This window comes from Mycobacterium sp. 5-140-3-2 (assembly GCF_035666375.1).
GTDB lineage: Bacteria > Actinomycetota > Actinomycetes > Mycobacteriales > Mycobacteriaceae > Mycobacterium > Mycobacterium intracellulare.
The window spans coordinates 366,636-379,649 of record NZ_CP142025.1; the positions used below are offsets into that span (position 1 = coordinate 366,636).

Consider the following 13,014-nt stretch of genomic DNA (forward strand, 5'->3'; position numbering starts at 1 on the left):
GCAAGCTCTCCGGCGGCGCGGTTGTGGCCTCGCCCGCCGGGCGGGTAGACCATGATGGACTTTTGCCGCAAAAGTGTCAGAGCTCACGGGTGGAGGAGAGCAGTTGGCCGAGTTCGCCGAATTCGTGGCCGCTATCGACCAGGGGACGACCAGCACGCGCTGCATGATCTTCGATCACGAGGGTGCCGAGGTGGCCCGCCACCAGCTCGAGCACGAACAGATCCTGCCCCAGGCGGGCTGGGTCGAGCACGACCCGGTGGAGATCTGGGAACGTACCTCCTCGGTGCTGACCTCCGTGCTCAACCGTGCCAACCTGGCGCCGAAAAACATTGCCGCGCTGGGTATCACGAACCAGCGCGAGACGACGCTGGTCTGGAACCGCAAGACCGGACGGCCCTATTACAACGCGATCGTCTGGCAGGACACCCGCACCGACCGGATCGCGTCGGCGCTGGGAGCCGACGGCCGGGGCGAGGTGATCCGCCGCAAGGCGGGACTTCCCCCGGCGACGTACTTCTCCGGCGCAAAGCTGCGATGGATCTTGGAGAATGTCGACGGGGTGCGCGACGCCGCCGAGCGTGGCGACGCGTTGTTCGGCACCCCGGACACCTGGGTGTTGTGGAACCTGACCGGGGGTCCGCGGGGCGGCGTGCACGTCACCGACGTGACCAACGCCAGCCGGACCATGCTGATGAACCTCGAGACCCTGGACTGGGACGACGAGTTGCTGTCATTCTTTGCGATCCCGCGCGCGATGCTGCCGCGGATCGGGCCGTCGTCGTCGCCGCAGCCCTACGGGGTGACGGCCGAGACCGGCCCGGCGGGCGGAGAGATTGCGATCACGGGCGTGCTGGGTGACCAGCACGCGGCGATGGTGGGGCAGGTGTGTCTGGCCGAGGGGGAGGCGAAAAACACCTATGGCACCGGCAATTTCCTGCTACTGAACACCGGCGAGACGATCGTGCGGTCCGACAACGGGCTGCTGACCACCGTCTGCTACCAGTTCGGGGACGCCAAACCCGTTTACGCACTTGAGGGTTCGATCGCGGTGACGGGCGCGGCCGTGCAATGGCTGCGCGATCAGCTGGGCATCATAAGCGGGGCCGCGCAAAGCGAGGCGCTGGCCCGCCAGGTCGACGACAACGGCGGCGTCTATTTCGTCCCGGCGTTTTCCGGGTTGTTCGCCCCCTACTGGCGATCCGATGCCCGGGGCGCGATCGTGGGGCTGTCCCGATTCAACACCAACGCGCATCTGGCCCGGGCCACCCTGGAGGCGATCTGCTACCAGAGCCGCGACGTGGTAGACGCGATGGCCGCGGATTCCGGTGTGCGCCTTGAGGTTTTGAAGGTCGACGGTGGTATCACCGGCAATGACCTGTGCATGCAGATCCAGGCCGACGTGCTGGGCGTGGACGTGGTGCGTCCGGTGGTCGCCGAGACGACGGCGCTGGGCGCCGCGTACGCGGCCGGCCTGGCCGTGGGGTTCTGGGCCGACCCGGCGGACCTGCGCGCCAACTGGCAGGAGGGCCGGCGTTGGTCGCCGACCTGGAACGACGAGCAGCGCGCCGAGGGGTACGCGGGCTGGCGCAAGGCCGTGCAGCGGACCCTGGATTGGGTCTCCATCACCTGAGGTGACCTGATCCAGGGTCCGCTGGCTCGGAATCAGTCTTCGCCGAGGATGCCGTAGATCTCGCGCCGCGCGTTGTTGAGAATGTCGACGATGCGCTGCTGCTGCTCGGCGGAAGCGGTGTGGGCGGACTGCCCGACCGCGCCGAACAACTGGCCGACGGCCGCCCTCAGGCTCATGTGACCGGGGTCCGCACCTTCGGTGATCTCGTCCCACGGCGGGGTCTCGATCTTCTCGGCCGCCCCGCGGCCCTGCTCGGTCAGCTCGAAAAGCTTCTTGCTGCCCGCGGATTCGCTCGCGGTGATCAGGCCTTCGTCGTCGAGCAGCTGCAGGGTCGGATACACCGAGCCAGGGCTCGGCTTCCACAGCCCGTTGCTGCGTTCGGCGATCTGCTGGATCATCTCGTAGCCGTGCATCGGCCGCTCGGCGAGCAGCGTCAGGATGGCCGCCCGCACGTCACCGCGCTTGCCGCGGCCCGGGCCGCCACGGCGCCAGGCGCCGCGCCGTCCGCCGGGACCGAAACCGAAACCGGGGCCGAAGCCCGGCCCGAATCCGGGACCGAACCCGAACGGGCCTTCGTAGCCACCCGGGTGGCCGCCGCCGGCGTGGTCGCGGAGATGTTCGCGGAAGTCCCGCCTGGCCTGGCGCCGCGCCTCGTGCAGGGCGCGCCGGTCGACCGGGCCGGAGCCGAACCCGAATCCGAAACCGGGCCGGCCGCCGAATGGTCCCTCGGGGGGAGTGAATGGGTTGCTCATTTGTGTCCTTACGTTGGTGGATCGCGCACCCGACGTGCGCTTCGGAATATCACGATATATCGGGAACTAACGCGATGCAACTGGATATGTTGAAAGATATCGACTAGCGAAGCTGACCTGCGGAAATCCACGCCCATCCGCGCCGCCCAAACCCGCGGGCCGGTTTGCAGAGGCCAGACGGCGGGTAGGAACTGTGGGATGGACGCTGACAACGACGTGACGGTCGATCGCACGGCCGCCGGTGCGGCCCCATCCGGGGACCCCGGTGGTGCCCCGCGCCGGAACGTCTGGCCCTGGGTCAACTGGGGGTTGGCGCTGGCGACGGTGCCCGCCGCGGCGATCGTCATGCTGTTCGCGCTCGGTGGCGTGCTGAGCACCGCCGGTTGCAGCGACACCAGCTGCCCCAACCTGGGCCACGGCGGCATCGACTTCGGCGTCGCCTTCTACGGCGCGCCCGCGGTGGCCGTCGTCGTCATCGTCATCTCGGTTTTCACCGCCAAACACCGCGGCGGCATCGCGGTCCCGCTGCTGGGGTGGGCGCTGCTGATCGCCGACGTCGTCCTCATGGCGGCGAGCGTCGCCCGCTAGCCGCGCTGCGTCAGTGCGGCGGTGCGAAACCGTCCGGAGGCGCGCCGTAGCCCGGTCCCGGGGCGGGTCGGCCCGGCTCCGGCCACGGCTCCGGGTACCGCGGCGGCGCGCCCGGTGGCATGGGCGGCCAGCCCGGCGCCTGGGCGGTCGGGCGCAGCCGGGCCAGTTCGCGACGGTGCCGCTCGGCGAGGACCGCGGCCAGCACCAGTTCCGGCGGGGCCCCGGGGGGCGGGGGCGGCGCAATGCGCGCCACGACATCACCGGCGATGCGGTACGCCATCTGAGTGCGCAGCTGGCGGTCGAGTTGCGGTGCGCGGGAAAGGAATTGGCGCGCCACTTCGGCTTGACCGACGGACAGTCCCGACAGCTGCAGCGACGCCGCCCACCAGGCCAGCGCCGGAGGCATCGTCGGCGGGGGCCCCAGCCGGGGTCCGCGTTCGTTGACCACCACCGTGCCGGCGAAGATATCGCCGATCCGTTTGGCTTTGGGTGACAGGATGCTGCAGATGATGGCGGGGCTGCCGAAGAGCATCCAGATTTCCACCAGCGAGGCCAGGGCGCGAAACAGCGCCTGGCGGAAGCGTTCTGGGCCGCCGTCGTCGGACACGACGCGCAGACCCAGGGCGATCTTGCCCACCGAGCGTCCCCGCGTCGCGGTCTCGAGGATCAACGGGTAGCCCACAATTACCAGAACCGTAAATATAAGCAGGATGGCGTTGCTCAGCGCGGTGTCGAACTCGGTCAGGGTGGCGGCCCACAGCATCAGCCCGAGCAGGTAGCCGATCACCATGACGGCGATATCGATCAGCGCGCTCAACGTCCGCACCGGCAGCTGGGCGATCTGCACGTCCAGCACCACGGCGTCCCCGGTCACCACCGACATAACTTCGAACGGTACAGGCCGGGCGGGTGCGGGCGACCGCACTTGGTCATGCCCGCGGCGCCGCGCCCGCGGGGTGATTAGGCTGCCCAGGGTGGACGTCGACGCATTCGTGCTGGCCCATCGAGGCACGTGGGACCGCCTCGATCGACTGATCGGGCGCCGCCGGTCGCTCAGCGGCGCCGAGATCGACGAACTCGTCGAGCTCTATCAGCGGGTGTCCACCCATTTGTCGATGCTGCGCTCGGCGTCGTCGGATTCGATGCTGGTCGGCCGGCTCTCGAGCCTGGTCGCGCGGGCCCGTTCCGCGGTGACCGGCGCCCACGCGCCGCTAAGCAGTACGTTCACCCGGTTCTGGACGGTGTCCTTCCCGGTCGTCGCGTACCGCACGTGGCGGTGGTGGCTGGCCACGGCGGCGGCGTTTTTCGCGGTGGTCGTGGTCATTGCGCTGTGGGTCGCCGGCAGTCCCGAGGTGCAGTCAGCGCTCGGAACCCCTAGTGACATCGAGCAATTGGTCAATCACGACGTCGAGTCGTACTACAGCGAACATCCCGCCGCCGCCTTCGCGCTGCAGATCTGGGTGAACAATTCCTGGGTTTCCGCTCAATGCATCGCGCTGTCCGTCGTGCTGGGGCTGCCCATTCCCTTTGTGCTGTTCGAGAATGCCGCCAATGTGGGCGTGATCGCCGGCCTGATGTTCCCCGCCGGCAAGGGCGGCCTGCTGCTGGGATTGCTTGCCCCCCATGGGCTGTTGGAGCTCACCGCGGTCTTCCTCTCGGGGGCGGCGGGAATGCGGCTGGGATGGTCGGTGATGTCGCCCGGCGACCGGCCCCGCGGACAGGTGCTCGCCGAACAGGGCCGTGCCATCGTCTCGGTGGCCGTGGGCCTGGTGGCCGTGCTCGCCGTCTCCGGGTTGATCGAGGCGCTGGTGACGCCGTCGCCGTTACCGACGGTCGTACGGGTCGGCATCGGCGTCATCGCCGAGGCGGCGTTCTTGTCCTACATCGTCTACTTCGGTCGCCGCGGGGTCAGAGCCGGGGAAAGCGGCGACATCGAAGACGCGCCGGATGTGGTCCCCACCGGCTGAGCTTCGCGAGACTGCAACTGCGGACGGCCCTACTCGGGAAATGCGTCGGTGGTTACAGTTTCGCGGTGCCGATCACAGGCGCCCGGTCGCTTTCATCGCCAGGTAGTGGTCGGCGAGCGCGGGCGCCAGTTCGGCGGGCGGGGCGTCGACGACCTCCACGCCGGTGCGGCGCAATCGTGTGGCCATGGCGCCGCGGTCGTTGCGGGATCGCTCGGCCGCGGCGGCGTCGTACACCGCCGCGGCATCCGATCGGCCGGCGGCCATCTGGTCGACCCGCGGGTCGGAAACCGCGGCCAGCAGCAGGTGATGCTTGGCCGACAGCTGCGGCAGCACGGGCAGCAGGCCCTCGTCGAGGGCGGTCGGATTGAGGTCGGTCAGCAGCACCACCAGCGAGCGCCGGCGGGCCCGCAGCGCGATGGCCGAAGCCATTGCCCGCCAATCGGATTCGACGAGCGTGGGCTGCAGGGGGGCCATCGCGTCGACGAGCTGGGCGAGCAGCTCGGTGCGCGACGCGCCGAAGACGCCGGCCCGGCTCGCCCGGTCGTGGGCGAGGAAGTCGACGTTGTCGCCCGCCCGCGACGCGAGCGCGGCCAGCAGCAGCGCGGCATCCATCGACCAGTCCAGCCGCGGCCAGCCCGCGGGATCGGAGGTGGTGGGGTCGACGCCCACCCGGCCCGCCGCGGTGCGGCCCGTGTCGAGCACGATCACCACGCGCCGGTCGCGTTCGGGGCGCCAGGTGCGCACCACCACGTCGGCGCGCCGCGCGGTCGCGCGCCAATCGATCGAGCGCACGTCGTCACCGACGACATACTCTCGCAGCGAATCGAATTCGGTGCCCTGCCCGCGCACCAGGGTGGGCAGTAGGCCGTCGATCTCGCGCAGCCTGGCCAGGCGCGACGGCAGGTGCTTGCGCGACAGGAACGGCGGCAGCACCCGGAGCTGGCCGGGCACCGATTGCGAACCCTGCCGTCCCGCCAAGCCCAGGGGCCCGATCGATCGCGCGGTGATCACCGTCGCGCGCTGATCGCCGCGGCGCTTTGGCTCCAGCCGGGTCGCGACGTGCTGATCGCCCCCGGCCGGGATGTCCACCGCATGGGTGCGCGGCCGCGCGCGGGCGCTGGGCGGCCAGGCGTCGCGGACCTGGCCGCGGAACCGCCGCCGGCCGTCGTTGTGGATGGACAGCTCACAATCCACCTGTTGACCGAGCCGGGCGGAGCGATCCGGGGAGCGCACGTAGCGCAGGGCGGTGGTGCGGGCCGCCAACCCGACGTCGACGGCAACGGCGATGGCCAGCGCCACCAGCAGGGCCACGAAAGCCGTTGCCGGCCAAGGCGAGACAGCGATGGGCAGGACGCAGATCAGCGCGACCAGTCCCGTGCGTCCGGTCAGGATCACTAGCGGGGCACCGGAACCGACGCCAGAATCCCGTCGAGCACGCCATCGGACGTGGCCCCCTCGAGTTCGGCTTCGGGCCGCAGCATCACCCGGTGCCGCAGCGTCGGGCGGGCCATGGCCTTCACGTCGTCGGGGGTGACGTAGTTGCGGCCCGACAGCCAGGACCAGGAGCGCGCGGTGGCCAACAGGGCGGTCGCCCCGCGGGGGGACACGCCCAGCTGCAGCGCGGGGGAGGATCGGGTGGCCCCGACGATGTCGACGATGTAGCCGAGCACCTCGTCGGCGACCAGCACGTGTCGCACGGCGTCGCGGCCGGCGGCCAGGTCGGCCGGCCCCGCCACCGGCTTGATCGCCGACAGATCGCGGGGATCGAAACCGTGCGCGTGCCGGTGCAGGATGGCGATCTCGGCGTCCCGCGGGGGCAGCGTCACATTCAGTTTGAGGAGAAAGCGATCCAGCTGGGCCTCGGGCAGCTGGTAGGTGCCCTCGTATTCGACCGGGTTCTGGGTCGCGGCGACGATGAACGGGTCCGGCAGCGGCTGGGGTTCGCCCTCGACGCTGACCTGGCGCTCCTCCATCGCCTCGAGCAGCGCGGCCTGGGTCTTGGGTGGGGTGCGGTTGATCTCGTCGGCGAGCAGCAGGTTGGTGAACACCGGACCGGGCCGGAACACGAACGCGGCGGTGCGCGCGTCGTACACCAGGGAACCCGTCACGTCGCCGGGCATCAGGTCCGGCGTGAACTGCACCCGCTTGAACTCCAGCTGCAGCGCCGCGGACAGCGCCCGGACCAGCAGCGTCTTCGCCACTCCCGGAACGCCTTCCAGCAGCACATGCCCGCGGCACAGCAGCGCGATCACCAGGCCGCTGACCACGCCCTCCTGCCCGACGACGGCCTTGGCGAGCTCGGCGCGCAACGCCAGCAGCGCCTCGCGAGCGGATTCGGCGGTGGGGGACGAGGCGGTATCGGCTTGTGGACCGGAAGGGGACTGTGTCACGGGCGTGCGACCTGCCTTTCGATGTCGTCGAGCGCACGGGCAAGTTGTAACAGGTCGTGGTCGGTCGTCGGGGGCGGACCGAACAGATGGTAGGAGACGAACCCCGGATCCGAACCGGTGCGCTGGGCCGCGGTGGACACCACGGTCGCCGGGTCGGCGCCGGCGCCCAGGCCGAGCCGCGGCAGCAGCCGCTGCAGTGTCGCCGTGCGCAGCGCCGCGGCCGCGCGATCGCGTGCCCGCCGGGACCGATACAGCCGGCCGCGACCCTCGACGGTCTCCGACGCGCGCACCACGACGGGCAACTCCTCGGCCACCAGCGGGCCGGGGCGGCGGCCCTTCCACGCGGCGACCAGCAGCACCACCAGCGCCAGCTGCCACACGATCCAGCTCACGTTGGGTGGAATCAGGTCGAAAAGTGATGCCTTGGTGGAGGTTTCACCCTCGACGTGATGGGGCGCGTACCACACGAGCCGGGGGCGGTCGCCGGCCAGGTTCATCGCGAGCGCCGCGTTGCCAGCGTGCAACAGGCCGCCGTTGGTCATGAAGTCGGTGCTGCCGACGGCGGTGACGACCCGTCCGCCGTCCCGGAAGCGGATCAGCGCGCCGTCGTAGCAGCGGGTCATCGTCCGGCCGTCCTTGGCCTTGAAGGTGTTGGTCGGGCCGAACCGCACCGAGCCGGACCGAACGGCTTCGCGCAGCGTGCAATTCGGGTCGCTGTCGAAGCCGCTGGCGCCGGACACCTCCACGCCCGGCAGCAGCGCCTCGCGGGCCCGCGTCGTCGGTTCCACCAGCAGCAGGTCCGAACGGATCCTCGCCAGCCGGTCGGTCACCGCGTCGGTCAGGTACTGGCTCTGTGCCACCAGGATCAGCGCGTCCGGGCGCGCCGCCCGTTCGACGTCGGCGATGGTGTCGGCCACGACGACGTCCACACCGGCGTCGCGGAGCAACTCCACCAGCGCGTGGGCGCCGTCCGGGCCGGTCGACGCGGGGTCCATCCGCGCGCCGGGGCGCGGCGCGGTCAGGTAGGCATCGACGCCGGCGATGACGGCCAGCACCAGCAGGATGACGACCACCCAGCGCCACGAGCGCCGGCGCCGGGGCGCGGTCTGGGTGCGGGCATCGCTGATCGTGGCCATCACCGCACCTGCGCCCACGACTCGGGGACGGCGGGTCGCCCGGCCTCGGCCGGGGCGCCCTGCCAGCGGGACCGCAGGTGATCGTCGAGGTCGGCGATCATCTGGTAGGCGGCCCGGGTTCCGGGCTGCTCGCCATAGGTGACGTCGTTGAAAGCCGTTGCCGCTTCGGACAGTTCGTCGGCCAGATGGGGCAGCGCGGTGCCGGCGTCGCGAGCCAGCTCGTTGGCCGTGCGGCCGGGGGCCGCCGCCAGCACACCGGTCTCCTCGAGCTGGCGGGCGACAGCGCGCAGCCGGTGGCGTATGGCCGCCGCCCAATCACCTTCGGCCGCATAGCTTTCGGCCGTCGCTCGATGCTGGGCGGCCGTCAATTGCGCGGCTTCGAACAGCAGCTGGTCACCGCCGCGGCGGGCGCGCATGGTGCGCCGCGCGACGTGGAAGGCAACAAACACCGCGATCGCCAGCAGGATCAAAAGCACTGTCGCCGTGAACCATCCGCCTGGCACCGTGGCGGTCTTCTGCAGCATCCGGTAGATCAGGTCGTTGAGCCAGTCGAGGAACTGGTCGGCCGACGACCCCTTGGAATAGATCGGCTTGTTGAGTTCGTCCTGCGCGGCGCGGTGCGCGGCATCGCGGTCGATGTCGATGGAAGGCATGCTCAGCTAGTCCTCGCTCGGCCGTTACAGCGGCCGCGTGAGCCAGAGGTGGTCGGTGGACGCGGCCGCGTAGGGCCCCTGGGCGGCTCCGGTCTGCAAGACGAGGTCGAACGCCTCGGCGCGCATCCGGCGGTCGGTGTAGAGCAGGACGATCACTCCGGCGTTGAACGGTGCGGTGATGATCTCGCCGATCGCCGCCCCGACGGAGAGGATCGCGGTGCTGATCAAAAAGGCGGTGCCGGACGAGGTGATCTGGAAAAACTGACCGACGATGCTGAACGGCACCGCGACGGCGTTGGCGACGATCGAGGCCACCAGGAAGGTGAGCGTGCGGATGCCCAGCACTCGCCAGAAGCCGTTGCGGATCAGCTTGAACGATCGGGTGATCGCGTCGAGCACGGGCAGCCGTTCCAGCACGATCAGCACCGGGGCGAACAGCACCACGGTGTACAGGTACACCAGCGCCGCGAGGACGACCAGCACCAGCGGGATGCCGAGCACCACGGCCGCCGCGGCGCTGCCGATCGCCGCCAGCACCCCGATGATCACCGCGACCAGCCCGGCCAGGGCCGCCACCACGACGGCCTCGACCAGGGCCAGGCCGAGCAAGGCCGGCAGCCGCCCGCGGATCCTGGTCCAGGTTTCACCGATGGTGATCGGCGACCCGAACACCGCCCGCCCGACGATGACGGTGAGCATTCCGGACAGCAGCATGCCGCCCAACCAGCCGACGAGGAGGCCGGCCCCCACCGACGCCGTCCAGGCGCCCAGGACCCCCGCGGTCAGGGTGTCGGGCTCGCCGGTGGTGGTGAACCGGTCGTGGGCGGCCAGCGGGCCGAAGAAGGCGACCTTGGTGATGATCTGCATGACCACGACGACGATGGCGGTCAGACCCAGCGTCGCTTTCGGATTGGCGCGCACGTAGCCGACCGCGCCGTTGAAGATGTCGCCGAGGGTCAGCGGGCGCAGCGGGATGATGCCGGGCTTGACCGTTCCGTAGCCCGGCGGCGCGCCGAAGGCGGGTGGGGTGCCGTAGCCCGGCGGCCGCCCGTAGCCGGGTGGGACGCCGTGGCCGGGTGGGGGCGGATAGCCCGGCGGGGGACCATAGGTCGGGTAGACCGGGGGCGGGCCGTATTGAGGTGGCGGGCCGTATTGAGGCGGCGGGCCGTATGCGGGCGGCGGGCCAACCGGATGACCAGGCGGCGGCGCGGTCACCGAACGCCGAGGCCTTGCAAACTAGCTCCGCGGCCGGGCGCGTCGTTCGTCATGGGCTCCATCCTGTCGGCGGTCGTGGCATTTCACAATGTTGACCGGCATTGACCGGCATTGACCGCGTTGTCCCCCGCGCCCGCGCGTAGCGTCTCACACATGGCGGAACTCAAATCCCGGCTCCGGGCGGACCTGACCGCGGCGATGAAGGCCCAGGACAAGCTGCGAACGGCCACGCTGCGGATGCTGCTGGCCGCGATCCAAACCGAGGAAGTGTCCGGCAAGCAGGCCAAAGACCTCACCGACGAGGAGGTCATCAAGGTGCTGGCCAAGGAATCGCGCAAACGCGGCGAATCCGCCGAGATCTACACCCAGAACGGGCGCGGAGACCTGGCCGCCAACGAGCACGCCGAGGCCAGGATCATCGACGAATACCTGCCCACCCCGCTCACCGAGGCCGAGGTGGCCGACGTTGCCGACACGGCGATCGCGCAGGTGGCCGAGGAAATCGGCGAGCGCCCCGGCATGAAACAGATGGGCCTGGTGATGAAGGCCGCCACCCCGATCGCGGCCGGCAAGGCCGACGGCGCCCGATTGTCGGCCGCCGTCAAAGAGCGCCTGTAGCCCGACCGGTTCGGTGGACTCGTTTGCCCTCGGGGCAGCCGGGTACCCAACTGCGCATGACCAATTTTGGCTACACTTTGATGACCGAGCAGAGTGGACCCAAAGAGCTTGTCCAGTACGCCATTTCGGCCGAACAGCGCGGTTTCGACTTCCACGTCTGCAGTGACCACTTTTCACCGTGGCTCAGCTCGCAGGGGCACGCGCCCAACGCCTGGGCGGTCCTGGGTGCGGTGGCACAGGCCACCGAACGGGTAGACCTCTACACCTACGTGACGTGCCCGACGATGCGGTATCACCCGGCCATCGTCGCCCAGCAGGCCGCCACCGTGCAGATCCTATCCGACGGCCGGTTCACGCTGGGCCTGGGCAGCGGCGAAAACCTCAACGAGCACGTCGTGGGCAGGGGCTGGCCGGCCGTCACCCGCCGCCAGGACATGCTGCGTGAGGCCATCAAGATCATCCGGGAACTGTTCGGCGGGCAGCTGGTGGACTTCACCGGCGACTATTTCCAGGTCGACTCCGCGCGGCTGTGGGACGTCCCCGACGTCCCGGTCGGCATCGGGGTGGCCATCGGGGGCACCAAGGCGATCGACAAGTTCGCCAAGCTGGCCGACCACCTGATCGCGACGGAGCCCAAGGCCGAACTCGTCCACGGCTGGCACGGCGCCCGGCAGGCCGCGAACCTCGCCGGTGGCGGCCGGGTGATCGGCCAGATACCGGTGTGCTGGGACCCCGACCGCGACACGGCCGTCAAGCGCGCGCACGACCAGTTCCGCTGGTTTGCCGGCGGCTGGAAGGTGAACGCCGACCTGCCGACCCCGGCCGGTTTCGCCGGCGCGACCCAATTCGTCCGCCCCGAAGACGTCGCCGGCACCATTCCCTGCGGGCCCGACCTCGACGCGATCGTCGAGAGCGTCCGGCCCTACTGGGAAGCCGGATTCACCGACATCGCGCTCATCCAGGTCGGCGGGGACACCCAGGAGAGGTTCCTCAAAGAGGCCGCCGAGCCGCTGCTCGCCGCGCTGCGCGAGGCAGCGAACTGATCGGCGGACGGGCGATGACGAGCGACCAATCGGACAACACCACAGCCACATTGGTCTCCGCGCTCGGCGGTGCCAGCTTCGCCCTGGGCATCAGCGAACTGGTGGCGCCGAGTCGGGTCGCCGCGATCGCGGGCGTCGACGACACCGCCCGGTCGCGCCGGGTGATCCGCGCGCTCGGCGTGCGCGAATGCGGCCACGGCGCGGCGCTGTTCGGGGGCCCCGACAAGCTGGTGTGGACCCGTGTGGCCGGGGATGTCCTGGATATGGCCCTGTTGATCGCGGGTGTGGCCGCCCGCGGTCCCGGCCGGCGGCGCCAGGGCATCGTCTGTGCCGCCGCCCTGTCCGGGATCGCCGGCCTGGACCTCTACACGGCGATGCGAACTCTTTGATCCGACGCGAATCGTCGATCGCAGGAAGGAAAACGGCGATGTCAAACGAATTGCAAGGAAAGAGAATAGCTTTTCTCGCGGCCGACGGCGTGGAAAAGGTTGAGCTCGAACAGCCGCGCGCGGCGCTGCAAGAGGCCGGGGCCAAGGTCGAGGTGCTCTCGCTCAAGGACGGCGAAATCCAGGCCCGCAACCACGATCTCGAGCCCGCCGGGACCTTCGCCGTCGATCGGAAAGTGTCCGAGGCGTCGGTGGGCGAATTCGACGGCCTGGTGCTGCCGGGCGGCACGGTGAACCCGGACAAGCTGCGCATGGACGACGACGCCGTCTCGTTCGTCCGCGATTTCGTCAGCTCGGGCAAACCGGTGGCCGCCATCTGTCACGGACCCTGGACCCTGGTGGAAGCCGGTGTGGCGGTGGGCCGGACGCTGACGTCCTACCCGAGCATTCGCACGGATCTTCGCAACGCGGGCGCCCAGGTGGAAGACGACGAGGTCGTCATCGACGGCAATTTGATCTCCAGCCGGTCACCGTCGGACCTCCCCGCGTTCTGCGCGGCGATCCTCAAACAGTTTGCCCAGGCGACGGCCGGTTAGCCGCGGCGATGCCGGGCCGGTCGGTTTGAATGCCCCGGTT

Annotated in this window: 14 protein-coding genes; 7 read left to right on the forward strand and 7 right to left on the reverse strand. The window is 70.1% G+C overall.

Translation table 11 applies throughout. From position 1 onward, the window contains the following. Positions 1-103 precede the first annotated feature (103 nt). Positions 104-1,630, forward strand: coding sequence for a glycerol kinase GlpK (glpK, locus tag P6281_RS01820; protein WP_014378923.1), 1,527 nt, complete (start codon positions 104-106; stop codon positions 1,628-1,630). A gap of 32 nt (positions 1,631-1,662) precedes the next feature. Here the strand turns inward: glpK and P6281_RS01825 are convergent, their stop codons facing one another. Next, entirely contained in the window at positions 1,663-2,382 is a 720-nt protein-coding gene (locus P6281_RS01825; RefSeq protein WP_008263283.1) for a PadR family transcriptional regulator, read from the reverse strand. A 198-nt stretch (positions 2,383-2,580) separates the two neighbouring features. Here P6281_RS01825 and P6281_RS01830 point away from each other — a divergent pair, with 198 nt between their 5' ends. After that, the gene (locus tag P6281_RS01830; RefSeq protein WP_008263284.1) at positions 2,581-2,970 is read left to right on the forward strand and encodes a hypothetical protein; all 390 of its coding nucleotides are present in this window, start codon (positions 2,581-2,583) and stop codon (positions 2,968-2,970) included. Positions 2,971-2,980: 10 nt separating this feature from the next. On the opposite strand, the gene P6281_RS01835 is transcribed toward P6281_RS01830, so the two are convergent. Next, positions 2,981-3,853 carry an RDD family protein gene (locus P6281_RS01835; RefSeq protein WP_014383692.1) on the reverse strand — a complete coding sequence of 291 codons (873 nt, stop codon included), beginning with the start codon at positions 3,851-3,853 and terminating at the stop codon, positions 2,981-2,983. A gap of 91 nt (positions 3,854-3,944) precedes the next feature. On the opposite strand from P6281_RS01835, the gene P6281_RS01840 reads away from it, so the two are divergent. Next, entirely contained in the window at positions 3,945-4,937 is a 993-nt protein-coding gene (locus tag P6281_RS01840) for a stage II sporulation protein M (RefSeq protein WP_014378925.1), read from the forward strand. A 72-nt stretch (positions 4,938-5,009) separates the two neighbouring features. Here the strand turns inward: P6281_RS01840 and P6281_RS01845 are convergent, their stop codons facing one another. Genes P6281_RS01845 through P6281_RS01865 form a run of 5 tightly spaced genes read right to left on the reverse strand, consistent with a single transcriptional unit; the run spans position 5,010 to position 10,331 of the window. After that, positions 5,010-6,332 (reverse strand): DUF58 domain-containing protein, encoded by a 1,323-nt coding sequence (locus tag P6281_RS01845; RefSeq protein ID WP_324738592.1) that lies wholly within the window; start codon positions 6,330-6,332, stop codon positions 5,010-5,012. Continuing rightward, positions 6,332-7,327 (reverse strand): AAA family ATPase, encoded by a 996-nt coding sequence (locus P6281_RS01850; protein ID WP_008263288.1) that lies wholly within the window; start codon positions 7,325-7,327, stop codon positions 6,332-6,334. The genes P6281_RS01845 and P6281_RS01850 overlap by 1 nt, the downstream gene beginning before the upstream one ends. After that, a complete protein-coding gene (locus P6281_RS01855; RefSeq protein ID WP_014378927.1) occupies positions 7,324-8,463 on the reverse strand; it encodes a DUF4350 domain-containing protein in 1,140 nt (379 codons plus the stop codon). The genes P6281_RS01850 and P6281_RS01855 overlap by 4 nt, the downstream gene beginning before the upstream one ends. Beyond that, positions 8,463-9,116: a DUF4129 domain-containing protein gene (locus P6281_RS01860; protein ID WP_009954769.1), complete on the reverse strand. Its 654-nt coding sequence runs from the start codon at positions 9,114-9,116 to the stop codon at positions 8,463-8,465. Before P6281_RS01860 ends, P6281_RS01855 begins: the two co-directional genes overlap by 1 nt. Positions 9,117-9,140: 24 nt before the next feature. Then, on the reverse strand, positions 9,141-10,331 hold the full coding sequence (locus P6281_RS01865) for a hypothetical protein (protein ID WP_014378928.1): 1,191 nt from the start codon (positions 10,329-10,331) through the stop codon (positions 9,141-9,143). Positions 10,332-10,484: 153 nt separating this feature from the next. Between P6281_RS01865 and P6281_RS01870 the strand changes: the two genes are divergently transcribed. From P6281_RS01870 to P6281_RS01885, 4 genes are read left to right on the forward strand one after another with little or no spacing between them, the layout of a single operon-like run. Further along, a complete protein-coding gene (locus P6281_RS01870; protein ID WP_324738593.1) occupies positions 10,485-10,949 on the forward strand; it encodes a GatB/YqeY domain-containing protein in 465 nt (154 codons plus the stop codon). Positions 10,950-11,005: 56 nt separating this feature from the next. Next, entirely contained in the window at positions 11,006-11,992 is a 987-nt protein-coding gene (locus P6281_RS01875) for an LLM class F420-dependent oxidoreductase (protein WP_008263293.1), read from the forward strand. Positions 11,993-12,006: 14 nt separating this feature from the next. Continuing rightward, on the forward strand, positions 12,007-12,381 hold the full coding sequence (locus P6281_RS01880) for a hypothetical protein (protein WP_014383693.1): 375 nt from the start codon (positions 12,007-12,009) through the stop codon (positions 12,379-12,381). A 38-nt stretch (positions 12,382-12,419) separates the two neighbouring features. Further along, a complete protein-coding gene (locus P6281_RS01885; protein ID WP_008263296.1) occupies positions 12,420-12,974 on the forward strand; it encodes a type 1 glutamine amidotransferase domain-containing protein in 555 nt (184 codons plus the stop codon). Positions 12,975-13,014: the final 40 nt, after the last annotated feature.

What these genes read in the sequence shown, in the direction of transcription:
- P6281_RS01880 (WP_014383693.1), top strand. Translation starts at nt 12,007, where the DNA reads ATGACGAGCGACCAATCGGACAACACCACAGCCACATTGGTCTCCGCG.
- P6281_RS01830 (WP_008263284.1), top strand. Translation starts at nt 2,581, where the DNA reads ATGGACGCTGACAACGACGTGACGGTCGATCGCACGGCCGCCGGTGCG.
- P6281_RS01870 (WP_324738593.1), top strand. Translation starts at nt 10,485, where the DNA reads ATGGCGGAACTCAAATCCCGGCTCCGGGCGGACCTGACCGCGGCGATG.
- P6281_RS01875 (WP_008263293.1), top strand. Translation starts at nt 11,006, where the DNA reads ATGACCAATTTTGGCTACACTTTGATGACCGAGCAGAGTGGACCCAAA.
- P6281_RS01855 (WP_014378927.1), bottom strand. Translation starts at nt 8,463, where the DNA reads ATGGCCACGATCAGCGATGCCCGCACCCAGACCGCGCCCCGGCGCCGG.
- P6281_RS01835 (WP_014383692.1), bottom strand. Translation starts at nt 3,853, where the DNA reads ATGTCGGTGGTGACCGGGGACGCCGTGGTGCTGGACGTGCAGATCGCC.
- P6281_RS01860 (WP_009954769.1), bottom strand. Translation starts at nt 9,116, where the DNA reads ATGCCTTCCATCGACATCGACCGCGATGCCGCGCACCGCGCCGCGCAG.
- P6281_RS01885 (WP_008263296.1), top strand. Translation starts at nt 12,420, where the DNA reads ATGTCAAACGAATTGCAAGGAAAGAGAATAGCTTTTCTCGCGGCCGAC.
- P6281_RS01825 (WP_008263283.1), bottom strand. Translation starts at nt 2,382, where the DNA reads ATGAGCAACCCATTCACTCCCCCCGAGGGACCATTCGGCGGCCGGCCC.